We start from the raw sequence: 24,688 nt of genomic DNA on the forward strand, positions 1-24,688 counted from the left end.
GTGGGCACCGACCAGCCTCGGACCGGCCGGAATCGATGGGTCTCGGTCCTGATCGGACTGCTCGTCACCGTGCTCGTGATCGCCGTCGCGGCCGCCGGCCTCGGCTGGTGGTCGGTGACCCGCTCGTTCCCGACGACGAGCGGCCAGGTCGATGTGCCGGGGCTGCGCGACTCCGTCACGGTGTCGCGCGACGACGCCGGGATCCCGAGCATCGTCGCCGAGAACGACCACGATCTCTTCTTCGCCCAGGGGTACGTGCACGCGCAGGACCGGTTCTGGGAGATGGACTTCCGCCGCCATGTCACCGCGGGCCGGCTGGCGGAGCTGTTCGGCGAGTCGCAGGTCGCGACCGACGTCTTCATCCGCACGCTCGACTGGCGCGGCGTCGCCGAGGTCGAGTACACGATGCTCGACGAGGCGACGCGCGGCTACTACGACGCGTACGCCGAGGGCGTGAACGCCTACCTTGACGAGCGCAGCGGACTCGACCTCTCGCTGGAGTACGGCGTGCTGGCCCTGCAGAACCCGGGGTACTCGCCCGAGCCGTGGACCGCGATCGACTCGATCGCCTGGTTGAAGGCGATGGCCTGGGACCTCCGGTCGAACCTCGAGGACGAGGTCGACCGGGCGATCCTCGCGGGCTCCCTGCCTCCTGAGGAGGTCGCGCGCCTGCATCCCGGCTTCGCGTTCGGCCGGATGCCGACGATCCTCGAGGGCGCCCCGGCCGCCGCGCCCGCTTCGGCCGGATCGGCGGTGCCGCTGGCGGCAGGAGCATCCGGCCCCGACGTGCTGCCCGGCGACGACGAGCTGCCCGGCGACGACGAGCTGCCCGGCGACGACGTGCTGCCCGGCGACGATGTGCTGCCCGGCTACGCGGGGGCCGTCGCCGCGCTCCGCGCGACGCTCGACGACCTGCCCGCGCTCATCGGCCCCGCCGGCAACGAGATCGGATCGAACTCGTGGGTGGTGTCCGGCTCACTCACCGGCACCGGCAAGCCGCTGCTCGCCAACGATCCGCACCTCGGGCCGGCGATGCCCTCGATCTGGGCGCAGCAGGGGCTCGCCTGCGGCACCCTCGACGACGACTGCGGGTTCGACGTCGCCGGATACACGTTCGCCGGCCTGCCCGGCGTCGTGATCGGCCACAACCAGCGCATCGCGTGGGGCTTCACCAACCTGGGCCCCGACGTGGCCGACCTGTACCTCGAGAAGGTCGACGGCGACACGTACGAGCTCGACGGCACCATGCAGCCGCTCACGCTCCGCGAGGAGGTCATCGAGGTCGCCGGCGGGTCGCCGCAGACGATCACCGTCCGTTCGACCGCCCGCGGGCCCCTGGTGACCGGCATCGGCGAGGACTTCGCCGAGGTGGCGGCCGGCTACCCCGCCGCGACGGGCATCGGCGAGGGCTCGTACGAGCTGTCCCTGCAGTGGACCGCGCTGACGCCCGGTACCACCGCCTCGGCGATCTTCACGCTCGACCGTGCGCAGACGTGGGACGAGTTCCGCGTCGCCGCCTCGCGGTTCTCGGTGCCGGCGCAGAACCTCGTCTACGCCGACGTCGACGGCAACATCGGCTACCAGGCGCCCGGCGCGATCCCGGTCCGCAAGGCCGGCGACGGCACCGTGCCGCTGCCAGGCTGGACCAGCGCGAACGGGTGGGACGGGCTCGTGCCCTTCGAACAGCTGCCGAGCGAGTTCAATCCGGCGCGCGGCTACATCGTCACCGCGAACAACGCCGTGACGGCCTCGGGGCCGTTCCTCACCGCCGACTGGGATCTCGGCTACCGCGCCCAGGCGATCGACCGGCGCATCCAGGAGTTCGTCACGGCCGGCGAGCCGATGACCGCGGGCGACCTGGTCGACATCCAGCTCGACACCGCCGACGCCAACGCGGCGGCGTTCCTGCCCGTGATCGGCGAACTCTCGCTCGAGGGGGATGCCGCGAAGGGCCAGGCGCTGCTCGCCGACTGGGACGCGCGGGCCGACGTCGACAGCCCGCAGGCGGCCTACTTCGCCGTCTTCTGGCGCACGCTGCTCGATCGCATGTTCCGCGACCTCCCCGACGGCACGCATCCCGCGGGCGGCGACCGGTGGTTCGGCGTCGTGGGGACGCTCCTCGGTGAGCCCGAGTCGACCTGGTGGACCGATCCCGATACCGGGGCGACGGGCCGCGACGCCGTGATCGCCGCCGCGCTCGAGGCCGCCTGGCGCGAGGCATCCGATCGCCTCGGCGACGATGCCGACCGGTGGCGGTGGGGCCGGCTGCACACGCTCACCCTCACGAACCAGAGCTTCGGCGAGTCGGGCATCGCGCCGATCGAGTGGCTGTTCAACCGCGGTCCGTACGAACTCGGGGGCGGGTCGTCGATCGCGAACGCGATCGGTTGGGACGCGACGGAGGGCTACGACGTGCACTGGGTGCCGTCGATGCGGATGGTCGTCGACCTCGCCGACTTCGACCGGTCGCGCTGGGTGAACCTCACGGGTGCGTCTGGACACGCGTTCCACCCGCACTACGACGACCAGGCGCCGACCTGGCAGGACGGGAAGCTGTTGAGCTGGCCGTTCACGCGCGACGCCGTCGACGAGGCCGCCGCCGACGTGCTGGTGCTGCACCCCGGGTCGTCGTCGGTCGAAGCACCGTCCGAAGCGCCGTCCGAAGCGCCGGCCGAGTAGCCGCCGGTCGAGGAGCGACGAAGGAGCCTATCGCGACCACGTCACCGGGTCTCGATACGGCGCTTCGCGCCTACTCGACGCCGGAGCGAGCGCCGCGCGCCCGCTCGAGCGACTACGCGCCCGGGTAGCGCCGCTCGGCCTCGCCGATGTACAGCTGCTGCGGGCGGCCGATCTTCGTCTGCGGGTCGAGGTTCATCTCGCGCCAGTGCGCGATCCAGCCGGGCAGCCGGCCGATGGCGAACAGCACGGTGAACATGCGCGTCGGGAAGCCCATGGCCTTGTAGATGACGCCGGTGTAGAAGTCCACGTTCGGGTAGAGCCGACGCTCGCGGAAGTAGTCGTCTTCGAGCGCGAACTGCTCGAGCTCCTTGGCGATGTCGAGGAGTGGGTCGTTCACGCCGAGGCCGTCGAGCACGGCATCGGCCGACTGCTTGACGATCTTCGCGCGCGGGTCGTAGTTCTTGTACACCCGGTGGCCGAAGCCCATCAGCTTGACGCCGTCTTCCTTGCGCTTGACGCGCTCGACGAACTTGCCGACGCCCTCGCCCGACTCCTGGATGCGGGCGAGCATCTGCAGCACGGCCTCGTTGGCGCCGCCGTGCAGCGGGCCCGAGAGCGCCTGGATGCCGGCCGAGATCGACGCGTACAGGTTCGCGCCGGTCGAGCCGACCAGGCGCACGGTCGAGGTCGACGCGTTCTGCTCGTGGTCCTCGTGCAGGATCAGCAGCCGGTCGAGCGCCCGCGCGAGCGTCGGGTCGATCTCGTACGGCTCCGCCAGGTTGCCGAAGTTCAGGCGGAGGAAGTTCTCGACGAACGAGAGCGAGTTGTCGGGGTAGAGGAAGGCCTGCCCGATGCTCTTCTTGTGCGCGTAGGCGGCGATGACGGGGAGCTTCGCGAGCAGCCGGATCGTCGTGAGTTCCACGTCGTCGGGGTCGTGCGGGTCGGACGAGTCCTCGTAGTAGGTCGACAGCGCCGACACCGCGCTCGAGAGCACGGCCATCGGGTGCGCCGTGTGCGGCAGCGCCGAGAAGAAGCGCTTCAGGTCTTCGTGCAGCAGCGTGTGGCGACGGATCTTCTCGTCGAACTCGCCGAGCTGGTCGGCGGTCGGCAGCTCGCCGTAGATGAGCAGCCACGCGACCTCGAGGTACGTCGAGTTCTGGGCCAGCTGCTCGATCGGGTAGCCGCGGTAGCGGAGGATGCCCTGCTCGCCGTCGATGTAGGTGATCGCCGACCGCGTCGATGCGGTGTTGACGAAGCCGTAGTCGAGGCCCGTGAACCCGGTCTGCCGCGTGAGCGTCGACAGGTCGAGGCTCGAGTTGCCGTCTGCGGCGGTGCGGATGGGGAACTCGGCGGTGCCGCCCGGGAAATTCAGGGTCGCGGCGAGGGAGTCCTGCCCTTCCGCGGGGTTCACGACGTCGCTCACGGCGCCTCCTGTGATCGTCACTTGCGCGGTCACCTTCTCCTGCCGGGCGCCGGTCGGCGCCATCGGCCCACTACAGCCTAGACGCGACCCGGACACACTGTGGCATCCACCAAGCCGAACGGGCTTCCGTTGAGCGTGCGCACAGCCGGCGCGGATTCAGGCGGTCGCGTCGGTCAGGCGACGAGCGGCGGATGCCACGCGCTCGTCGGTCGCGGTGAGCGAGAGCCGCACGTGCTGCGGGAAATGCACGCCGTAGAAATGCCCGGGGCCCGCGACGATGCCGAGGTCGGCGAGCCGGCCGATCGACTCCCACGCGTCGCGACCCTCGGTCGCCCAGAGGTAGAGCCCCGCCTCGCTGTGGTCGATGCGGAAGCCCGCCGCCTCGAGCGCGGGCTTCAGCACGTCGCGCCGGGCCCGGTACCTGGCCTTCTGCGCGGCGACATGGGCGTCGTCGGCGAGCGCGGCCACCATCGCGGCCTGCAGCGGCGCCGGGAGCATGAGCCCGGCGTGCTTGCGCACGGTGGTGAGCTGGTCGATGAGCAGCCCGCACCCGGCGATGAACGCGGCGCGATACCCAGCGAGGTTCGACTGCTTGCTGAGGGAGTAGACGGCGAGGGTGTCACGGCGATCGGCGCCGCTCACGCGTGGATCGAGGATGCTCGGCACCGGCTCCGTGTTCCACGGCGCCTCCCACCCGAGTTCGGCGTAGCACTCGTCGCTGACGATGACGGCGCCGAGCTCGCGAGCCCGCGACTGCGCCGCACGGAGGTCGTCGACGTCGAGCACGCGCCCGTCGGGGTTGCCGGGGCTGTTCAGCCAGACCAGCTTCGTCGCGGCCGGCCACTCGGCCGGGTCGTCGGAGGCGAACGCCTCCGCGCCGGCGATGGTCGCACCGATCGCGTAGGTGGGATAGGCCGCGCGGGGATGCACGACCACGTCTCCTTCGCCGACGCCGAGCATCAGCGGCAGCAGCGCGACCAGTTCCTTGGATCCGATGGTCGGCAGCACGTTGCGTTCGCTCAGGCCGGTGCCGACCACGCCGCGACGCCGCTCGTACCAGGCGACGATGGCGCGCCGCAGTTCGGGCGTGCCGACGGTCTGCGGGTAGGCGTGGGCGTCGGTCGCGGCCGCCAGCGCCTCGCGGATGATCCGCGGCGTCTCGTCGACGGGTGAGCCGATCGAGAGGTCGACGACGCCGTCGGGATGCTCGGCGGCGCGCGCCCGGTACGGGTCCATCAGGTCCCACGGGTAGTCGGGCAGCGGCCCCAGCCCCATCGTCAGCTCCGCCCGGTCGTCGCCGCGGCCGCGCGGGCCGCCACCGAGGGCGCCACGTCAGTGCGCCTGCGGCGGAAGGGCGGCGATGATCGGGTGGTCGTGCGCGATCACGCCGACCTTCGCGGCGCCGCCGGGCGAGCCGATCTCGTCGAAGAACTCGACGTTCGCCTTGTAGTAGTCGGCCCACTCGTCGGGCAGGTCGTCTTCGTAGTAGATCGCCTCGACCGGGCAGACGGGCTCGCAGGCCCCGCAGTCGACGCACTCGTCGGGGTGGATGTAGAGCGAGCGCTCACCCTCGTAGATGCAGTCGACGGGACACTCGTCGATGCACGCACGGTCTTTGACGTCGACACACGGGAGGGCGATGACATAGGTCACGGTGGGCGCTGTCCCTTCGAGAACGCTTGGGGTCGTGCCCAGTCTATGCCGCGGCCGAACCGTCGGCAGCCGCGTGCGACGTCGTGCGACGCCGGTCGGGCAATGACGGCCAGGCGACGACGAGCACGCCGATGACGGCGGGCGCGATCGTCCAGATCGTGCCCTCGATGGTCGCGGGGATGAGCACCGAGCCTCCGATGCCCGGCAGCGAGAGCAGCGCGACCGAGGCGATGACGCCGATCGCGGCGGCGCCGGCGGCCCACCGGCCGGGCAGGAGCAGGCGGATGCCGACGAGCAGGGCCGCCACGCCGATGAGCGCGGCGACGAGCCCCCACGGGATCACGACCTCGCCGAGGCGCAGGCTGTGCCGGTGGCCGATCGTGCCGACCGATCCGTAGAGCGCGCCGGCGAGGAACGTCAGCAGCGCCACGACGACGCGGTTGCGGCCGGCATCGGCTGACCCGTACCCGCTCACGGCGCCGGCGTCACGGTGTACGAGAGGGCGTCGGCATCGCCCGCCACGAGCACCAGATAGGTGCCGTTCGAGAAGATCTGCGCGCCGAGGTCGGCGCCCTCGAACGCTGTCTCCTTCGCGAACCCGGCCGCTTCGAGCGCGGCGGCGGCCTCGGCTGCGGCATCGGCGGCATCCGTGGACGGATCGATCGTCACGATCCAGCCCTCGGCGCCGCCCGCGCCGCCCGAGAACGTGATCGACCCCTCGATCAAGGGCACCTCGGCCGGGAACCCCTCTGGCAGTTCGCCGCCGAGGTTCACCTCACCGCCGGTGGCACCCTCGATGGCCTCCTCGACGCCCTGCTCGGCAGCCTCGAACGGGTTGAAGAAGCACCCCGTCAGGAGGGTCGCGCTGAAGCCCGCGACCACGAGGGCGGACACGGCTCGGCCGCGGGAACGCACAGTCGGCATGGGCCGAGTCTACCGAGCGCGCCCGCAGGCGGCCATGGCGTAGCGTGAGGCGGGGTCGCGCAGGTGCGACCGCGACATGGAGAGGACGGACGATGACCGAGCAGCCCCCCGCCCCCGAACAGGCCCCCGTGGAGCAGCCGGCCGTGCGCGTCGAGCGCGACGGCGGCATCGCCACGGTCGTGATCGACCGCCCGAAGAGCCTCAACGCCCTCTCGCCCGAGGTGCTCGGCAGCCTCGAAGCCGCGTTCGCGGAGCTCGCGGGCGAAGCCGGCCGCACCGACGGTGTGACGGGCGTCATCCTCGTCGGGGCCGGCGGCCGGGCGTTCGTCGCCGGCGCCGACATCCGCGGCATGGTCGGCCTCTCCGCCGATGGCGGCGCCGAGTCGGCGCGCCTCGGCCACCGCGTCGCGGCCGCGATCGAGGCACTGCCCGTGCCCGTGATCGCCTGCGTCGACGGGTTCGCGCTCGGCGGCGGGCTCGAACTCGCGCTCGCGTGCGACGTCATCTACGCGACGGATGCCTCGCGCTTCGGCCAGCCCGAGGTGCGACTCGGCCTCATCCCCGGCTTCGGTGGCACCGTCCGTCTGCCGAGGGTCGTCGGCCCGGCGCTCGCGAAGGAGCTCATCTACACCGGTCGCCAGCTCGGTGCCGAGGAGGCGGCCGCGGCCGGGATCGTGACTCGGCGCTTCGCCGACCGCGAGGCGCTGCTCGCGGGCGCGCGCGAGACGCTCGAGCTCATCGCGACCAACTCCCCCGCGGCCGTGGGCCTCGCCAAGCGAGTGCTCGTCGCGGCATCCGGTACGCCGACGGCGACGGCCGTCGAGCTCGAGATCGAGGGATTCCGCGACGCGTTCCGCACGGCCGATCACGTCGAGGGCGTCGCCGCGTTCCTCGAGAAGCGCGAACCGCGCTTCACGGGCGACTGACGGGCGCCGCCCCGCTTCGGTTATCCGAGGCGGGCGTGCAGCCAGGCCATGCCGTCGAAGCGCACGCCGTCGGCCCGGAACATCTCGAGGTGCAGGTGCGGCCCGGTCGACTGCCCGGTGGTGCCGACGAGGCCGATCTGCTGGCCCGCGGTGACCGACTGGCCGACGCTCACGGCGAGCGACCCGAACTGCATGTGCGCGTACGAACTCGTGACGAGCTCGCCGTCGATGTTGTGCTGGATCTCGACGTTGACGCCGAGTCCGCCGCCGTTCTCGGTCGCGAGCACGACCACGCCGTCGGCGATCGAGAGCACCGGGCTGCCGTTGCCCGGGGTGAAGTCGACGCCGTCGTGGTAGGTCGAGCAGCCCGCGCAGGGCGCCGAGCGCGGGCCGAAGCCCGAGCTGGTGCGCGACGGGTCGACCACCGGCCAGACCACGAGATCCGACTTCAGCAGCGATACCTCGCCGAGACCGGCGACGCTCGACTGGATCGGCGGCGGAGCCACCTCGACCGAGTACGCGTCCGTGGGCATCGTCGCCGCGAGGGCTTCCTCGGGGATGTCGAGGTGCTGGGCCGCGAGGATCACGTCTTCGACAGGGGCCGGGGCGTAGATGTCCGCGACCGGCTCCTGCGCCGTCGCGGTGACGGCGAGGGCGGGCACGCTCGTGACGAACAGCATGCCGCCCGCGAAGGTCATCGCGAGGGCGGCGTAGGCGTCGCGCGGCTGGAGCCGGCGGATACGGGCGGGGCGGGGCATCGCGGCCGCCTTGCGGCGGCCGTGCAGGCTGGAGCTCATATGGGGAAGGCGTCGGGGGTCGGGGGCGTCCGCGACGCGACCGGGGGAACGCGGTTGATCACGAAGCGGTAACGGACTCGGCAACGGTACGCACCGAGGCTGGGAAGAACCTCCTCACGACATGGGGATTCCATGCATGCGGATGCTTCGGCGCGCGGCAGCCGGTTCGATCGCCCTCTGAACGACGGATGCCCCGCGCCGATCAGCGCGAGGCATCCGCTGCGGTGATGGAGCGTCAGCCCTGCTTCTTCAGCCGCGAGGTCGTGCGTGCGCGCGCCGTCGCGTCGAGCTCGACCTTGCGGATGCGCACGGCGGTCGGCGTGACCTCGACGCACTCGTCTTCACGCGCGAACTCGAGGCACTCCTCCAGCGAGAGCTGGCGCGAGGGCGTCATCGACTCGAACGTGTCGGCCGTGGAGGAGCGCATGTTGGTGAGCTTCTTCTCCTTGGTGATGTTCACGTCCATGTCGTCGGCACGCGAGTTCTCGCCGATGACCATGCCCTCGTAGACCTCCTCGGTGGGGTTCACGAAGAAGGTCATGCGCTCCTGCAGCGCGATGATCGCGAACGGCGTCACGACGCCGGCGCGGTCGGCCACGATCGAGCCGTTGTTGCGCGTGGTGATCGCGCCCGCCCAGGCGTCGTAGCCATGCGAGATGGCGTTGGCGATGCCGGTGCCACGCGTGGTCGTCATGAACTCGGTGCGGAAGCCGATGAGGCCGCGCGAGGGGACGATGAACTCCATGCGCACCCAGCCGGTGCCGTGGTTCGACATGTTGTCCATGCGGCCCTTGCGGGCGGCGAGCAGTTGCGTGATCGCGCCGAGGTACTCCTCGGGTGCGTCGATCGTGAGGTGCTCGTACGGCTCGTGCGTCTTGCCGTCGACCTGCTTGGTGACCACCTGCGGCTTGCCGACGGTGAGCTCGTAGCCCTCGCGGCGCATCTGCTCGACGAGGATCGCGAGTGCGAGTTCGCCGCGGCCCTGCACCTCCCACGCGTCGGGCCGGCCGATGTCGACCACCTTCAGCGAGACGTTGCCGACCAGCTCGCGGTCGAGGCGGTCCTTCACCATGCGGGCGGTGAGCTTGTGGCCCTTCACCTTGCCGACGAGCGGCGACGTGTTCGTGCCGATCGTCATCGAGATGGCGGGCTCGTCGACGGCGATGACCGGCAGGGGCCGCACGTCGTCGGCGTCGGCGAGCGTGTCGCCGATCATGATGTCCTCGAAGCCCGCGACCACGGCGATGTCGCCGGGGCCCGCGCTCTCGGCCGGGTAGCGGTCGAGGGCCTTCGTCAGGAAGAGCTCGGTGACGCGCACGTTCTGGACCGAGCCGTCGTGCTTGACCCACGCGACGGTCTGGCCCTTCTTGATCGTGCCGTGGAAGACGCGCAGCAGCGCGAGGCGGCCGAGGAAGGGCGAGGCGTCGAGGTTCGTGACGTGTGCCTGCAGGGGGTGCTCGTCGTCGTACGTCGGTGCGGGGATGTGCTGCAGGATCGCCTCGAACAGCGGCTCGAGGTCGTCGTTGTCGGGCAGCTCGCCGTTCTCGGGCTTGGTGTGGCTCGCGGCGCCGTTGCGGCCCGAGGCGTACACGACGGGCACGTCGAGGATCGCGTCGAGGTCGAGGTCGGGCACGTCGTCGGCGAGGTCGGAGGCGAGGCCGAGCAGGAGGTCCTGGCTCTCGGCCACGACCTCGTCGATGCGCGCGTCGGGCCGGTCGGTCTTGTTCACGAGGAGGATGACGGGCATGCGGGCCTCGAGCGCCTTGCGCAGCACGAAGCGCGTCTGCGGCAGCGGGCCCTCGCTCGCGTCGACGAGCAGCACCACGCCGTCGACCATCGACAGGCCGCGCTCGACCTCGCCGCCGAAGTCGGCGTGGCCAGGGGTGTCGATGACGTTGATCGTGATGGGGTCGCCGCCGGCGTGCACGCCGTTGTACGTGATCGCCGTGTTCTTGGCGAGGATCGTGATGCCCTTCTCGCGCTCGAGCTCGTTCGAGTCCATCGCGCGCTCCTCGATGTGGGCGTGCGCGTCGAACGAGTTCGTCTGCTTGAGCATGGCGTCGACGAGGGTCGTCTTGCCGTGGTCGACGTGGGCGACGATCGCGACGTTGCGCAGGTCGTTGCGGGTGGCCTTGGCCATGGTGGTGTCCTCGCGGTGGGGCATCCGTGGTCGGCGGGCCGGGATGCGGCTCGCCGGTGCCGCGCGGATGCGCTGGATGGGAGTCTGTGGGAGCGCGCTGGAGCCGATGACGACGGCGCGCGCCCTTCCAGCCTAGCGCCCCGTCGCCGTGCGAACGCCGAACGCCCGCCCGGCGTGAGCCGGAGCGGGCGTTCGGGTGCGTTCGAGCGGCTTACGCGCCGAGCTCGATGTTCGCGCCGGGGATCGCCGCGAGCAGGTCCTGCGTGTACTGCTCCTTGGGGTTGTCGAAGACCTCGTCGGTCGTCGCAGCCTCGACGATGCGCCCCTTCTGCATCACGCAGACGTTGTCGGCGATGACGCGCACGACCGCGAGGTCGTGCGTGATGAAGAGGTACGTGAGCCCCAGCTCGGACTGCAGGTCGGCGAGCAGGCGCAGGATCTGCGCCTGCACGAGCACGTCGAGCGCCGACACGGCCTCGTCGAGCACGACGATCTCGGGCTTCAGGGCCAGGGCGCGCGCGATCGCGATGCGCTGGCGCTGGCCGCCCGACAGCTCGTTCGGGTAGCGGCCGATCAGGGTGCGCGGCAGCGCGACCTGGTCGAGCAGCTCGTACACGCGCTCGCGCCGCGATCGGCGGTCACCGACCTTGTGCGTGAACAGCGGCTCGCCGATGGTGTTGCCGATGTTGCGCAGCGGGTTCAGCGAACCGTACGGGTCCTGGAAGACCGGCTGCATGCGGCTGCGGAGCTTGAACAGCTCGGGGCCCGTGAGCGACGCCAGGTCCTGTCCGCCGACGAGGATCCGGCCGCTCGTCGAGTCTTCGAGCTTCAGCAGCATCTTGGCCACGGTCGACTTGCCGGAGCCCGACTCGCCGACGAGCGCGGTCGTCGTGCCCTTCGCGATCTGGAAGGACACGTCGTCGACCGCCTTGAAGTCGCCCGATCCGCGGATCTTGAAGACCTTGGTCAGGTTCTCCACGACGATCGCGGGCGGAGCGGATGCCGCGGCCTCGAGCGCTGCAGCACGGGCCTCGGCCGTCGCGATGAGGTCGAGTTCGTCTCCTGCCGCGGTCGCCGCGTCGGCGGCGATCGCCTGCTCGGCGGCGTGGATGCTGCCGGTCGCCTGGATGCGCCGCGAGGCGAGGCTCGGCGCAGCGGCCACGAGTCGCTGCGTGTAGGGGTGCTGCGGGTTCTGCAGGATCTCGCGCGACGGTCCGGACTCGACGACCTTGCCCTTGTACATGACGACGAGCTGCTCCGCGCGCTCGGCCGCGAGGCCGAGGTCGTGCGTGATGAACAGCAGCGTCGTGCCGAGCTCGCGCGTCAGCGACTCGAGGTGGTCGAGGATGACCCGCTGCACCGTGACGTCGAGCGCCGAGGTCGGCTCGTCGGCGATGAGCAGCTGCGGGTCGGCCGCGAGGCCCATGCCGATGAGCACGCGCTGGCGCATACCGCCCGAGAACTGGTGCGGGAACTGCTTGAGGCGACGGTCGGCGTCTTGGAGGCCGGCCTGCTTCAGCACCTCGATCGCACGCTGCTTGACCTCTTTCCGGCCCGACGCGATGCCGTTGGCCCGGATGGCCTCCTCGACCTGGAACCCGATCGACCAGACCGGGTTGAGGTTGGACATCGGGTCCTGGGGGACGAAGCCGATCTTGCGACCGCGGATCGACTCCATGTCCTTCTTCGACGCCTTGGCGAGGTCTTCACCGTCGAGCAGGATCTGCCCGCCGGTGATGCGGCCCGACCCGGGCAGCAGGTTGATGATCGCGTGCGCGGTCGTCGACTTGCCCGAACCGGACTCGCCCACGATCGCGAGGCTCTGCCCGCGGTACAGGGTGATGTCGACGCCGTCGACGGCGGTCACGTCACCCGTCTGGGTGCGGAAGGCGACCTTCAGGTCCTTGATCTGCAGGAGCGGCCGCTCGGCCTCGCCCGTGCTGGTGGTGGTGTCCACATCGGTTCCGTTCAGCTCGACGCTCATCGACGCGCCCTCGCCTTCGGGTCGAGGGCGTCGCGGACGACCTCGCCCATCATGATGAACGCGAGCACCGTGACGGAGAGCGCGATCGACGGCAGGATCAGAGTCTGCGGGGCGGTGCGCAGGTCGAACTGCGCCGCCGAGATGTCATTGCCCCACGACATCGTCGACGACGGCAGGCCGACGCCGAGGAACGACAGGGTCGCCTCCGCGACGATCGCCGAGGCGAGCGAAATGGTCGTGATCACGATGACCGGAGCCAGCGAGTTGGGCAGCACGTGGCGCAGCAGGATGCGGAACCGCGAGACGCCGACCGCCGTGGCCGACATCACGAAGTCGGCGTTCTTGACCCTGAGGATCTCGGCTCTCAGCACACGGGCGGTCGCGGGCCACGCGAACAATCCGATCGCGAGCGAGATCACCCACACGTTGCGGTACGCCGAGAGCACCGACATGACGACGACGGCCGCCAGGATGTAGGGGATCGAGAAGAAGATGTCGCCGATGCGCGAGAGCACCGAGTCGATCCATCCGCCGTAGAAGCCCGCGAACGCGCCGAAGACGACGCCGAGGACCGCGACGAGGAAGGTCACGATGAGGCCCACCGAGAGCGACGTCGAGGTGCCGTGGATGATGCGCGAGTAGATGTCGCAGCCCTGTTTGGTGAACCCGAGCGGGTGTCCGTCGACCGGGCCGCCGTTCGAGTTCGAGAGCTGGCAGTCGTTGTTCGGCGGGGTCTGGGTGAACCAGCCGGGGAACAGCGCGACGATCACGACGAGCAGGATGAGGGCCGCGGAGATCCAGAACATCGGGCGACGACGCACGTCGTTCCAGGCGTCCCTCCACAGGTTCGAGGGCTTGCCCTCGGCCTTGACCTTGTCGATCGCGACGAGCGGCGTCTCTTCGAGCGGCGCGACGTAGTGCTGCTGGTCGGGTCTGGTGTTACTTGGCATAGCGGATCCTCGGGTCGAGAACGGCGTAGAGCAGATCCACCAGGAGGTTGATGATGAGGTAGATCAGCACCATGACGGTCACGAAGGAGACGACGGTCGGTCCCTCACCTCGGATGATCGCCTGGTAGAGGGTGCGGCCGACGCCGGGCACGTTGAAGATGCCCTCGGTGACCGTTGCGCCGACCATCAGCACGCCGAAGTCGACGGCGAGGTAGGTGACGACGGGGATGAGCGAGTTGCGCAGGATGTGCACGGGCACGATGCGGCTCCGCGACAGGCCCTTGCTCGCGGCGGTGCGAACGAAGTCCTGGCCGTCGGTGTCGATGACCGACGCGCGCGTGAGCCGGCTGATCTGCGCGAAGCTGATCGTGGCGAGCACCAACGCCGGGAGTATCAGGTCCTGGATCGGGGCGCCGGTGCCCACGGTCGTACGGAACCACCCGAGTTGGATGCCGAAGACGAACTGCGCGACGAACGCGATGACGAAGATCGGCAGCGAGATCAGGATGAGGCTGACCACGAGCGCTGAGGCGTCGAAGATGCCGCCCTTGCGCAGGCCCGCGACGAGCCCCACGGTGATGCCCGCGACCATCTCGAAGAAGACGGCGAGCACGGCCAGGCGCAGGGTGACGGGGAAGGTCGCCGCGAGGATCTCGGAGACCGGCTGGCCGGAGAACGACGTGCCGAGATTCCCCGTGAAGATGCCGCCGAGGAAGATGAAGTACTGCACGATGAACGGCTGGTCGAGGTTGTACTGGGCCCGGATGCGTTCGAGTACCTGCGGCGGCGGGGTCTTGTCGCCGAAGAGCCCGACGATCGGGTCGCCCGGCATCGCGAAGACCATGAAGTAGATCAGGAAGGTGGTGCCGAGCAGCACAGGGATCGCCTGCAGCAGTCGGCGCACGATGTAGCCGGCCATGGATCAGGCCCTGCCCTTCGTGGATGTTGACATTTGAAGAAACCTCACCATTGCGAGTTCGTCCACACGATGCTACGCCGATCGGCCCAGCACCGGGGATACGTGGGAGTGGGGCGGCAGCCGATCGGCTGCCGCCCCACGGGCGGCTCAGAGTCTAACCCGAGTCGCCCCGGAACGAGAATTGCTCGTTCTCGGAACGAGTGTTACTCGCTCTTGGTGACCTGGTGCAGGATCGGCCAGGTGTCCCAGCCGAACTCGACGTTGTCGACGGTCTCGTTCCAGGCGCCCATGCCGTTGGTGTACCAGAGCGGGATGGCGGGGAGGTCCTCGAAGAGGATCTCCTGCGCCTGCTGGAACTTCTCGATGCCGGCCTCGACCTCGGTCGCCGAAGCGCCCTCGTCGAGCAGCGCGTCGAACTCGGGGTTCGAGTAGTCGCCGTCGTTCGAGCCCGCGCCCGTGCCGTAGACCGGCCCGAGCCCGTTGAACATCGACGGGTAGTCGAACTGCCAGCCGGCGCGGAACGCGGTCTGCGTGGCACGCGACGTGATGAGGTCGCGGTGCTCGTTGAACGTCGGGATCGGGGCGCCGGAGGCGTCGATGCCGAGGTTGTTCTTCAGCTGGTTGGCGATCGCGTCGACCCAGCCCTGGTTGGGGCCGTCGGCGTTGTACTGGATCTGGAAGCTGCCGGTCCACGGGGCGATGGCGTCGGCCTCGGCCCACAGCTGCTTCGCAAGGTCGGCGTCGAACTCGAGGACCTCGGAGCCCGGGATCTCCTCGGAGTAGCCGTCGATCACCGGCGAGGTGAAGTCGTGCGCCGGCGTGCGGGTGCCGTTGAAGATGACCTCGGTGACCTCTTCGCGGTCGATCGCGTGCGAGATCGCGGCGCGGCGCAGCTTGCCCTCTTCACCCGCGAAGTGCGCGAGGCGCTCGGGGATCACGATGGTCGCGTTGGCGGCGGCGGGCTGGTTGACCGTGCGGCCCTCGAACTCCGACTCGAAGGTCTGGAGCGCGCTGTCGGGGATCTCCTGGATGATGTCCAGGTTGCCGCCCTGCAGGTCGGCGTAGGCCGCGTCGGTGCTGGCGTAGAGGATCATGTCCACGCCGCCGTTCTGCGCCTCACGGGGACCGTCGTACTCGTCGTTCTTGACGAGGTCGATGCGCTCGTCGTGCTTCCACGCGCCCTCGCCGTCGAGCATGTACGGGCCGTTGCCGATCGGGTTCTCACCGAAGGCCTCGATGTCCTCCCACGCCGAAGCGGGGACCGGGAAGTAGGCCGTGTAGCCGAGGCGCAGCGGGAAGTCGGACTCGGGCTGCTTCAGCTTGACCGTGAAGGTCAGGTCGTCGACGACCTCGAGGCCCGAGAGCTCCGGGACGTTCTCGTCGTAGCTGAAGCCCTCGATCGACTCGAAGAAGTAGCTCGAGAGCTGGTTGTTGTCGAGGGCGGCACCGTAGTTCCACGCCTTGACGAACGACTCGGCGTCGACCGGGTCGCCGTTCGTGAAGGTCAGGCCCTCGCGAATCTTGATCGTGTAGGTCTGCGCGTCTTCAGTCGTGATGTCTTCCGCGACGTCGTACTCCATGGCGCCGTCGGCCTGGTAATACACGAGGCCCGCGAAGATGTTCTGCAGGACCAGACCGCCGCCGACCTCGTTGGTGTTGGTGGGGACCAGCGGGTTCTGCGGCTCCGTGTTGTTGACCGTGATGACGGCCGACGATGCGGCAGCCTCAGTCGGCTCGGCACCGCCGCTCGTGCAGCCCGCGAGCACCAGCGCGCCGGCGGCAGCAAGAGCAATGGCGGCGACGCCGCTTCTCTTGATCTTCAATGTTCCTCCTGTGAGATGTGCGCGACGACGACACGGCTTCTGGCCATGAGGTGCGCGGGTACCTCTGAGAGTACGAATCGGGAGGGCGCATTCCAAACCCATCGGCAAACCGTTATCGACGCGAAACCTGAAACCCGTTCGGGGGGCGGATTCCGCTGCCATGCGCAGGATTCTTGCGCGCGATGGCGGCATGCGAGGATTCCTGCATGGAAAGCGCCGTTCGCTCGCGGATCGAGGTGGGCATCGTCCTGGCGCTGTCGCTCGGGGCGTCGGCGGTGTACTCGGTGGTCTCGATCGTCGGACGGCTCACCGACGACCGACCGCTCGGCGACCAGTCGGCGGCCATCAACCAGTCGCGGTCCACGCGCGAATGGCTGGACTTCACCTACCAGTTCCTCGATGTCGTGTTCGGGCTGGCCGTGGTCGCGCTCGCGCTCTACCTGCTCTGGCGGCCGGGCGCCGATCCCTTCCGGCGCATCGGGCTGGACCTCACCCGGCCCGCCCGCGACGTGGCATCCGGCCTGCTGCTCGTCGCCGCGATCGGCGTGCCCGGCCTGGCCCTCTACGCCGCCGGTCGCGCCCTCGGCGTGACCGTCGCGGTGGTGCCCGCGCCGCTCGACGCGTCCTGGTGGACCATCCCGATCCTCGTGCTCGCGGCGCTGAAGGCCGCGCTCGTCGAGGAGGTCATCGTCGTCGGATACCTCTTCACCCGGCTCCGCGAACTCGGCGTCGGACCGTGGGCGACGATCGTCTCGAGCGCACTGCTGCGCGGCACCTACCACCTGTACCAGGGGTTCGGCCCGTTCGCGGGCAACGTCGCGATGGGCATCGTGTTCGGCTGGTGCTACACGCGGTGGGGTCGCACCATGCCGCTCGTGGTCGCGCACTGGGTGCTCGACATGGTGTCGTTCATCGGCTATCCGCTCGCGCTCGCGTGGTGGCCGGGTCTGTTCGCCGCACCGGAGGCGTGACCCGGGGAGGCGTGACCCTCGGCGGCGTGACCCGTGGAGGCGTGGCCGGCGCCGGCTGACGCGGCGCCACGTGCGAGCCGTGCGCGAGCGCGACCACGGTCGTCGGCATCGGCGGCAGCGCCTCCTCGGGCGGCTCGAGGCGGAGGTCGGAACCCGAGGCCCGCACGCGCGCCATGTCGAGCGCGGAGCGCCGCGTCGGCGTGCACACGGCCGAGAAGCCCTCGTCGCCGAAGCCGACGCCGCGCAGGTCCGTGATGGACTGCGCGCGGCGCATCGCCTCGGCCCTGCCGGGGTCGCGGCGCTCGAGCAGGGCCGCACGCCGGTCGAGCGCGAGCCCGTCGGAGGCCAGCAGCGCGGAGCCGACGAACAGGCCGACGAAGGCGACCGTCGCGAGGACGGCGAGGAGATCGACGCCGATCATGTGCGCCTCCCGATCAACGAGTGAACGATCCGAGGATCCCTCAGTGTACTCCCGGAGCGTCGATCCGTGCCCGCCACGATCCGGCCCGCGACGCACGCGACGAGGCTCGGGACACCCACTGAACGGGAGCACCCCATGCACCTCGCCCACGCCATCGCCGCCGCGCACCTCGCCGGCCGCGCCACCGCTCGCCTGCACCGGGCGACCGAGGGCGAGGTCGCCGAGGCCGAGCAGCGCGCCGTCGCGCGCGCACGGCGGGCGGCGGATGCCGCGGCATCCGCTCGACCGACCGCACGCGCGCTCACCGAGCGCGGACGCCACCTGGCACGGCCGCGCCCGAAGAGCGCCTGAAGGCGGCGGCGCGACGCAGCGCGGCGCCCTCCGCTACGCGAACGCCTCCACCGGCGGGCAGGCGCAGACGAGGTTGCGGTCGCCGAACGCCTGGTCGATGCGGCGCACCGGCGCCCAGTACTTGGTGCGCACGAGCGAGCGCACGGGGTAGACCGCCTGCTCGCGCGTGTAGGGATGCGTCCACTCCCCCGAGATGACCGATTCGGCGGTGTGCGGGGCGTTCCGCAGCGGGTTGTCGTCGGCGGGCCACTCGCCCCGGCCCACCGCGTCGGCCTCGGCCTTGATCTGCACCATCGCCTCGACGAACCGGTCGAGCTCGGCCAGGTCCTCCGACTCGGTCGGCTCGACCATGAGCGTGCCCGCGACCGGGAACGACATGGTCGGCGCGTGGAAGCCGTAGTCGACGAGGCGCTTGGCCACGTCGTCGACGGTCACGCCGGTCGAGGCGGTCAGCGGCCGGAGGTCGAGGATGCACTCGTGCGCCACGAGCCCGTGCTCGCCCGTGTAGAGCACCGGGTAGTGCTCGCGCAGCCGCGCTGCCACGTAGTTCGCCGCCAGCACGGCCGCGGCCGTCGCGTCGCGCAGGCCCTCCGCGCCCATCATGCGCACGTACGCCCACGAGATCGGCAGGATCGACGCGCTGCCGTACGGCGCCGCCGAGACGGGGCCGCCGCCGTGCACGAAGCCGTGCGCGTGGTCCTCGCGCTGCGCCATCGGGTGCCCGGGCAGGTAGGGCGCGAGGTGCGCCTTCGCCGCGACCGGCCCGACGCCGGGGCCGCCGCCGCCGTGCGGGATGCAGAACGTCTTGTGCAGGTTCAGGTGAGAGACGTCGCCGCCGAAGTCGCCGAAGCGCGCGAAGCCGAGCAGGGCGTTCAGGTTCGCGCCGTCGACGTAGACCTGTCCGCCGGCGTCGTGCACGGCCTGCGTGATGTCGGCGACGTCGTGCTCGTAGACGCCGTGCGTCGACGGGTAGGTGATCATGAGCGCGGCGATGGATGCCTCGTGCTGGGAGATCTTGGCCCGCAGGTCGTCGAGGTCGACGTTGCCGAGCTCGTCGCACGCGACCACGACGACGCGCATGCCCGCGAGCACGGCCGACGCGGCGTTCGTGCCGTGCGCGCTCGAGGGGATGAGGCACACGTCGCGCTCGGCCTCGCCGTTGGCGAGGTGGTAGCCGCGGATCGCGAGCAGGCCCGCGAGCTCGCCCTGGCTGCCCGCGTTCGGCTGCAACGACACCGTGTCGTAGCCGGTGACCTCGGCGAGCCAGCTCTCGAGCTGCTCGACGAGGGCGAGCGAGCCGACGACGTCGGCCTCGGGCGCGAACGGGTGCTGGTCGGCGAACGCGGGCCAGGTGACGGCCTGCATCTCGGTCGCCGCGTTCAGCTTCATGGTGCACGAGCCCAGCGGGATCATGCCCCGGTCGAGCGCGTAGTCGCGGTCGGCGAGGGTCTTCAGGTACCGCATCATCTGCGTCTCGGACTGGTGCGTGTTGAAGACGGGGTGCTGCAGGTACGAGGAGGTGCGCCGCATCGCCTCGGGCAGCGCGTTCGGCAGCGCCGTCGGCACATCGACGTCGCGTTCGTCGGGTCCGCCGAAGGCGCGGACGACGGCGTGCAGCTGCTCGACCGTCGTCGTCTCGTCGACCGCGACCTGCACGGTCGCGTCGTCGGCCTGCCAGAGGTGGATGCCCAGGTCGCGCGCGCGGGCGACGACGTTGGCCGCGAGGCCCGGCACGACCACGCGCAGCGTGTCGAAGTACGCGTCGTGCACGACGCTCTGGCCGAGGTCGGTGAGCCAACCGGCGAGCAGGTTCGCCCGGCCGGCGACCTGCGTCGCGATGTGGCGGATGCCCCGTGGCCCGTGGTAGACCGCGTACATCGAGGCCATGACGGCCAGCAGCACCTGGGCGGTGCAGATGTTGGAGGTCGCCTTCTCGCGGCGGATGTGCTGCTCGCGCGCCTGCAGGCTGAGCCGGTAGGCGGGCGCGCCCGAGGCATCCACCGAGACGCCGACCAGGCGACCCGGCAGCTGCCGCTCGAGGCCCTTGCGCACCGCCATGTAGCCGGCGTGCGGCCCGCCGAAGCCCATCGGCACGCCGAACCGCTGCGTCGTGCCGACGGCGACGTCGGCGCCGAGCTCGCCGGGGCTCGTGATGAGCGCGAGCGCGAGCAGGTCGGCCGCGACGACCGCGAGCGCTCCCTGGGCCTTCGACGCGGCGATGACGGATGCCGGATCCCAGACCCGCCCGGACGCGCCGGGGTACTGCGCGAAGATGCCGAAGTGCTCGCCGAGCGCGGCCACGTCGGTGTGCGCGTCGAGCGGCGCGACGACGAGCTCGATGCCGACGGCCTCGGCACGCGACTCGAGCAGCGCGAGGGTCTGCGGCAGGGCGTCGGCGTCGACCACGAACCGGTTCGACGCCGACTTCGAGGCGCGCCGGGCGAGGAGCATCCCCTCGACGACGGCGGTGCCCTCGTCGAGCATCGACGCGTTCGCGATGTCGAGTCCCGTCAGGTCCTCGACCATCGTCTGGAAGTTGATGAGCGCCTCGAGCCGCCCCTGGCTGATCTCGGGCTGGTAGGGCGTGTACGCCGTGTACCAGCTCGGATTCTCGAGGACGTTGCGCTGGATCACGGCGGGCGTGATCGTGCCCGAGTAGCCGAGCCCGATCATCGAGGTTCGCACGGTGTTCGACTCGGCGAGCGCGCGGAGTTCGGCGAGCGCCTCGCGCTCGGTGGCGGCCTCGGGCATCGCGGACGCGAGCACCTCTCCCATGCGGATCGAGGTCGGCACGGCCGCGGCCATGAGCGCGTCGAGGTCGTCGTAGCCGAGGTCGCCGAGCATGCGCTGCTGGTCGGCGGTCGTGGTGCCGATGTGGCGGCGCCCGAAGGCGTCGAGGCCGTAGGTGGAGGAGCTCATCGGGTGGTTCGGTCCTTACTCGCCGACGAGGGCGCGGTACTCGTCGTGGGTCAGCAGCTTCGGCAGGTCGCCGGTGCGCACCTTGATCAGCCAGCCGTCGCCGAACGGGTCGGCGTTGACGAGCTCTGGGCTGTCGACGACGGCCTGGTTGGCCTCGACGACCTCGCCGTCGACGGGGGCGAAGAGCTCGCCCACCGACTTCGTGGACTCGATCTCGCCGACGACGGCGCCGGCCGTCACGGCGGTGCCGGCGTTCGGCAGGTCGACGTAGACCACGTCGCCGAGCTTCTCGGCGGCGTAGTCGGTGATGCCGATCACGGCGGTGTCGCCGTCGAGGCGGATCCACTCGTGCTCTTCGGTGTAGTGCAGGGCGGTGACGTCGGTCATGGGGTGCTCCTCGCTTGCGATTTCGTGTTCGGCGCGCCGTCGGCGCGCGACTGGATGGCGGCGCCGCTCAGGACGGGCGGCGGTAGAAGGGCAGGGCGACGACGGATGCCTCGATCCGCGTGCCCCGGACGTCGACGTGCAGCGCGGTGCCGGGCTCGGCGTGGTCGGGCGAGACGTACGCCATCGCGATGGGGTGGCCGAGCGTCGGCGAGAGCGCGCCGCTGGTCACGACGCCGATGCGCGTGGCATCCGCCCCGTCGCCGTCGAAGATCTCGTACCCGGCGCGCGGGGCGCGCCGGCCCTCGGTCGTGAGGCCCACCAGCACCGGGGCATCCGCGGCCGGGCCCCGCTCGATCGCGGCGCGCCCGATGAAGTCGCCCTCCTTGGCGAGCGCGACGACCCGGCCGAGGCCGGCCTGCACGGGCAAGGTGTCGCGGCCGAGCTCGTGCCCGTAGAGCGGCATGCCCGCCTCGAGGCGCAGCGTGTCGCGGCTCGCGAGCCCGCAGGGCGTCACGCGCGGGCCGCCGGTCTCGCGGATCGCCTCCCACAGCGCGGTCGCGCGTTCGGGCGCGAGGTAGAGCTCGAAGCCGTCCTCGCCGGTGTAGCCGGTGCGCGCGACGAGCACCGGCTGCCCTTCGAAGGTCGCCGGGAACGCGCGGTAGTACCTGAGCGCGGTCAGCTGCGCGTCGAAGTCCTCGCCGTCGTTGCCGGGGCCGTCGACGCCGAAGCCCGGGGTCTCGAGCAGCACGTCGCGCGCGTCGGGCCCCTGCAGCGCGATGAGCGCGATGTCGTCGCTCTCGTCGGCGACGAACGCGTCGAAGCCGGCGGCGCGGACCCGCAGCTCGGCGGCGACGACCTCGCGGTTCGCGGCATTCGCGACGACCATGTAGCGGTCCTCGCCCGTGCGGTACACGACGAGGTCGTCGATGATGCCGCCTTGCTCGTCGAGCAGCAGCGAGTACTTCGCCTGGCCCTCGGCGATGGCCGAGAGCTTGCCGGCCAGCGCGTGGTCGAGCGCGGCGGCCGCGTCGTGGCCCGCCACGAAGATCTCGCCCATGTGCGAGAGGTCGAAGAGCCCGGCATGCTCGCGCACTGCCTGGTGCTCGGCGAGATCCGACGAGTAGCGCACCGGCATCTGCCAGCCCGCGAAGTCGGTGAAGGACGCCCCCGCGGCGCGATGGACGCCGTCGAGCGGGCTGAGGGTCGATGCAGTGGGGCCGGGTGCAGTCACGAGTTCTCCTGGGTCGCGCGGATCCGCGGCGGATGCCGCTCGAGAACTCCCCCTCTGTCATGAGCCTGAGAGTTTCACGCCGAGCTGTCGCACTCGAGCGCTTTCACCGTGGGCGGGACGAGGCAGAGCATGCTCGATCCACTTTTCAGAGCGGCCTCGTCATCGCGGTGTGTGACCTGAGAGATTGGCGGGGAGGCTTGCTCCTTCGGTGCCGGCCGGTGCGGACGTCAGCTCGTGCTGTCGTCTGCACCGCCGGCTCTCCCGCGACGCGTCGATGGCCCGGTATGCGGTTGTGTGGTCGATCCTAGCCGACGTCCGTCATTCGGGCCGGTTGCCGTGGGCATCGTGCTCGAACGGCGTCGTCACGCCCTCGTACGCGAGGGTCGTCATCATGCCGGCCGCCGCGTGCGACAGGTCGTGGCAGTGGTCCATCCAGATGCCCGGGTTGTCGGCGACGAGCGCGACCTCCCACACCTCGCCGGGTCGCACGTCGACGGTGTCGAGCCAGAGCGGCGCGCCCGTCGCGGGTACGCCGTCGCGCGAGAGCACGAGCACGTGGTGGCCGTGCACGTGCATCGGGTGCACGTCGAAGCCGCGGTTGGCGAACGTCAGCTTGACCACGTCGCCCTCGCGGACCTCGATCGGCTCGATGTGCGGGAACACCTGCCCATTCACCGTGTAGGCGTACGTCGGCGCCCCGCCGACGAACCGGGGCATCCGGTCGAGCACGACCTCGGCCTCGGCGTCGAACGCGCCGAGCTCGGGCGTCGGGCCGTCGCCGTAGGCGAGGAGGTCGAGCTCGCGCACGTCGCCCACCTGACGCTCCAGTCCCGACGCTTCGGCGCCGGGCGGCGCGATCTCGACGACGGATGCCTCGGAGAGGTCGGTCTCGAAGCGCACGCCGGTCTCGGGCATGGTGAGGACGAGGTCGGCGCGTGCACCCGCTCCGAGGCGCACCGACCGCCGCTCGACGTCGGCACCGCCCGCCAGGTCACGGCCGTCGACGGCGGCGACCCGGAACGGCGCTCCGACCACGGTCGCGCGGATCGGCGTCTGCTCGGTGTTCACGACCCGCAGCCGCACGGTCTCTCCGGCCGCCGCCTCGAACCGCTGCGGCCCGTCGGTCGCGCCGATCACGACCTCTCCCCCGATGCGGTGCACGGGCAGCGACAGGTCGAGCGCTTCGGCGACGCCCGCGGCCGGCTCGACGACGAGCACGCCGTAGAGCCCGCGACGCACGCCCTCCGACGCCGCCTGGTGGGTGTGGTACCAGTAGGTGCCCGGCGTGTCGGCCACGAAGCGCGAGGTGAAGCGCTCCCCCGGTGCGACCGCGTCCTGCGTCACGCCGGCGACGCCGTCCTCGCCGTTCGGCACGTCGTAGCCGTGCCAGTGCAGCGTCACGCCCTGCTCGATGTCCCGGTTCGCGAGCTCGACCTCGACGACCTCGCCCTCGACGACGCGCAGCTCGGGGCCGGCGAGCGTCTCGCCGCCGAAGCCCCACGCCTCGACCGTGTCGCCCGACGCGAGCCGCACGTCGTGGCGAGCCGCCGTGAGTTCGAACCGCCGGAGCGCGCCCGGCGCGTCGGCGGGGGTGCGGAGGTCGGCGACGGAGACGGTCGTACCGGCCGCGCCGTCGCCTGCGGATGCGGCGGCCGCTCCGGCCACTCCGGCCGCGCCGGCCGCTCCGTGGGCGTGCGCAGTGCCGGTCGCGGCGATGCGCGGCTCGGCCGTGTCGGAGAGCCACGACCACCCGGTGCCGGCGAACACGAGCAGAGCCAGCAGGCCCGCGAAGCCGGCGACCGTGCGGCGGCCGCGACGCGCGAGCAGCGCCCACGTGAGGCCCGTGCCGAGCAGGACCGCGACGAGGAGCACGCCGGTCGCGACGGGCTGGGGCGGATAGCCGACCAGCCAGGTCGCGACCGCGGCCGCCGCGAACGCGTATCCCCCGCCGAGCAGCAGGGTGCGCGCGAGCGGCGGTCGGATGCCCCGCAGCCACCAGGCCAGCCCGAGCCAGCCCGCGGCGAGCCCGAGCACCTGGAACGGCAGGCCGACGACGACGCGCTCGCCGACGAACCACCAGCCGCGCGCGGCCAGCGACGCGGTGGCCAGCGCGGCACCGGCCACGGCGAGGGTGGCGCCGCCGGCGAGCGCGACCACCGTCAGCCGCTCGTGGCGGCCGGGCCGGGCGGC

At 71.1% G+C, this 24,688-nt stretch carries 20 protein-coding genes and 1 riboswitch; of the genes, 4 read left to right on the forward strand and 16 right to left on the reverse strand.

What is annotated here, in order from left to right; genetic code table 11:
* Positions 1-2,679, forward strand: coding sequence for a penicillin acylase family protein (locus GE115_RS13015; protein ID WP_312855150.1), 2,679 nt, complete (start codon positions 1-3; stop codon positions 2,677-2,679).
* A gap of 112 nt (positions 2,680-2,791) precedes the next feature.
* Here the strand turns inward: GE115_RS13015 and GE115_RS13020 are convergent, their stop codons facing one another.
* The 5 genes from GE115_RS13020 to GE115_RS13040 all read right to left on the reverse strand — a co-directional run bounded on the left by GE115_RS13020 (position 2,792) and on the right by GE115_RS13040 (position 6,679).
* Complete coding sequence (locus GE115_RS13020; RefSeq protein WP_376765717.1) at positions 2,792-4,102, reverse strand: citrate synthase; 1,311 nt, start codon at positions 4,100-4,102, stop codon at positions 2,792-2,794.
* Between the two features lie 156 nt (positions 4,103-4,258).
* Positions 4,259-5,377, reverse strand: coding sequence for a succinyldiaminopimelate transaminase (gene dapC, locus GE115_RS13025; RefSeq protein ID WP_153685203.1), 1,119 nt, complete (start codon positions 5,375-5,377; stop codon positions 4,259-4,261).
* A gap of 57 nt (positions 5,378-5,434) precedes the next feature.
* Entirely contained in the window at positions 5,435-5,755 is a 321-nt protein-coding gene (fdxA, locus tag GE115_RS13030; protein ID WP_312855151.1) for a ferredoxin, read from the reverse strand.
* 43 nt (positions 5,756-5,798) lie between these two features.
* Positions 5,799-6,230 (reverse strand): hypothetical protein, encoded by a 432-nt coding sequence (locus GE115_RS13035; RefSeq protein ID WP_153685205.1) that lies wholly within the window; start codon positions 6,228-6,230, stop codon positions 5,799-5,801.
* Positions 6,227-6,679, reverse strand: a complete 453-nt coding sequence (locus GE115_RS13040) for a hypothetical protein (protein WP_153685206.1) — start codon at positions 6,677-6,679, stop codon at positions 6,227-6,229. Before GE115_RS13040 ends, GE115_RS13035 begins: the two co-directional genes overlap by 4 nt.
* A 92-nt stretch (positions 6,680-6,771) precedes the next feature.
* Between GE115_RS13040 and GE115_RS13045 the strand changes: the two genes are divergently transcribed.
* Positions 6,772-7,605, forward strand: a complete 834-nt coding sequence (locus tag GE115_RS13045; protein ID WP_153685207.1) for an enoyl-CoA hydratase/isomerase family protein — start codon at positions 6,772-6,774, stop codon at positions 7,603-7,605.
* Between the two features lie 20 nt (positions 7,606-7,625).
* Here the strand turns inward: GE115_RS13045 and GE115_RS13050 are convergent, their stop codons facing one another.
* The 6 genes from GE115_RS13050 to GE115_RS13075 all read right to left on the reverse strand — a co-directional run bounded on the left by GE115_RS13050 (position 7,626) and on the right by GE115_RS13075 (position 16,218).
* On the reverse strand, positions 7,626-8,363 hold the full coding sequence (locus GE115_RS13050) for a M23 family metallopeptidase (RefSeq protein ID WP_246190769.1): 738 nt from the start codon (positions 8,361-8,363) through the stop codon (positions 7,626-7,628).
* A gap of 274 nt (positions 8,364-8,637) precedes the next feature.
* Positions 8,638-10,542: a translational GTPase TypA gene (gene typA, locus GE115_RS13055; protein WP_153685209.1), complete on the reverse strand. Its 1,905-nt coding sequence runs from the start codon at positions 10,540-10,542 to the stop codon at positions 8,638-8,640.
* 211 nt (positions 10,543-10,753) lie between these two features.
* Positions 10,754-12,526, reverse strand: coding sequence for a dipeptide ABC transporter ATP-binding protein (locus GE115_RS13060; RefSeq protein WP_153685210.1), 1,773 nt, complete (start codon positions 12,524-12,526; stop codon positions 10,754-10,756).
* Positions 12,523-13,476, reverse strand: coding sequence for an ABC transporter permease (locus GE115_RS13065; RefSeq protein ID WP_153685211.1), 954 nt, complete (start codon positions 13,474-13,476; stop codon positions 12,523-12,525). Before GE115_RS13065 ends, GE115_RS13060 begins: the two co-directional genes overlap by 4 nt.
* Complete coding sequence (locus GE115_RS13070; protein WP_153685212.1) at positions 13,466-14,395, reverse strand: ABC transporter permease; 930 nt, start codon at positions 14,393-14,395, stop codon at positions 13,466-13,468. The genes GE115_RS13065 and GE115_RS13070 overlap by 11 nt, the downstream gene beginning before the upstream one ends.
* A 203-nt stretch (positions 14,396-14,598) precedes the next feature.
* The gene (locus GE115_RS13075; RefSeq protein ID WP_153685213.1) at positions 14,599-16,218 is read right to left on the reverse strand and encodes a peptide ABC transporter substrate-binding protein; all 1,620 of its coding nucleotides are present in this window, start codon (positions 16,216-16,218) and stop codon (positions 14,599-14,601) included.
* A 206-nt stretch (positions 16,219-16,424) separates the two neighbouring features.
* On the opposite strand from GE115_RS13075, the gene GE115_RS13080 reads away from it, so the two are divergent.
* Positions 16,425-17,189 carry a CPBP family intramembrane glutamic endopeptidase gene (locus GE115_RS13080; RefSeq protein ID WP_246190770.1) on the forward strand — a complete coding sequence of 255 codons (765 nt, stop codon included), beginning with the start codon at positions 16,425-16,427 and terminating at the stop codon, positions 17,187-17,189.
* Here GE115_RS13080 and GE115_RS13085 read toward each other — a convergent pair.
* Complete coding sequence (locus tag GE115_RS13085) at positions 17,128-17,610, reverse strand: hypothetical protein (RefSeq protein WP_153685215.1); 483 nt, start codon at positions 17,608-17,610, stop codon at positions 17,128-17,130. The two genes, GE115_RS13080 and GE115_RS13085, sit on opposite strands and share 62 nt — an antisense overlap.
* A 66-nt stretch (positions 17,611-17,676) precedes the next feature.
* Between GE115_RS13085 and GE115_RS13090 the strand changes: the two genes are divergently transcribed.
* Positions 17,677-17,961, forward strand: a complete 285-nt coding sequence (locus GE115_RS13090) for a hypothetical protein (protein ID WP_153685216.1) — start codon at positions 17,677-17,679, stop codon at positions 17,959-17,961.
* A gap of 33 nt (positions 17,962-17,994) precedes the next feature.
* Here GE115_RS13090 and gcvP read toward each other — a convergent pair whose 3' ends face one another.
* The 4 genes from gcvP to GE115_RS13110 form a co-directional block, all read right to left on the reverse strand.
* Complete coding sequence (gene gcvP / locus GE115_RS13095) at positions 17,995-20,880, reverse strand: aminomethyl-transferring glycine dehydrogenase (RefSeq protein ID WP_153685217.1); 2,886 nt, start codon at positions 20,878-20,880, stop codon at positions 17,995-17,997.
* A gap of 15 nt (positions 20,881-20,895) precedes the next feature.
* The gene (gene gcvH / locus GE115_RS13100; RefSeq protein ID WP_153685218.1) at positions 20,896-21,267 is read right to left on the reverse strand and encodes a glycine cleavage system protein GcvH; all 372 of its coding nucleotides are present in this window, start codon (positions 21,265-21,267) and stop codon (positions 20,896-20,898) included.
* A 67-nt stretch (positions 21,268-21,334) separates the two neighbouring features.
* Complete coding sequence (gene gcvT / locus GE115_RS13105; protein ID WP_312855152.1) at positions 21,335-22,498, reverse strand: glycine cleavage system aminomethyltransferase GcvT; 1,164 nt, start codon at positions 22,496-22,498, stop codon at positions 21,335-21,337.
* Positions 22,499-22,653: 155 nt separating this feature from the next.
* Positions 22,654-22,772: riboswitch (glycine riboswitch) on the reverse strand.
* A gap of 44 nt (positions 22,773-22,816) precedes the next feature.
* On the reverse strand, positions 22,817-24,688 hold a 1,872-nt coding region (locus tag GE115_RS13110), incomplete at its 5' end, for a multicopper oxidase family protein (RefSeq protein WP_153685219.1).

This window comes from Agromyces agglutinans, assembly GCF_009647605.1.
GTDB lineage: Bacteria > Actinomycetota > Actinomycetes > Actinomycetales > Microbacteriaceae > Agromyces > Agromyces agglutinans.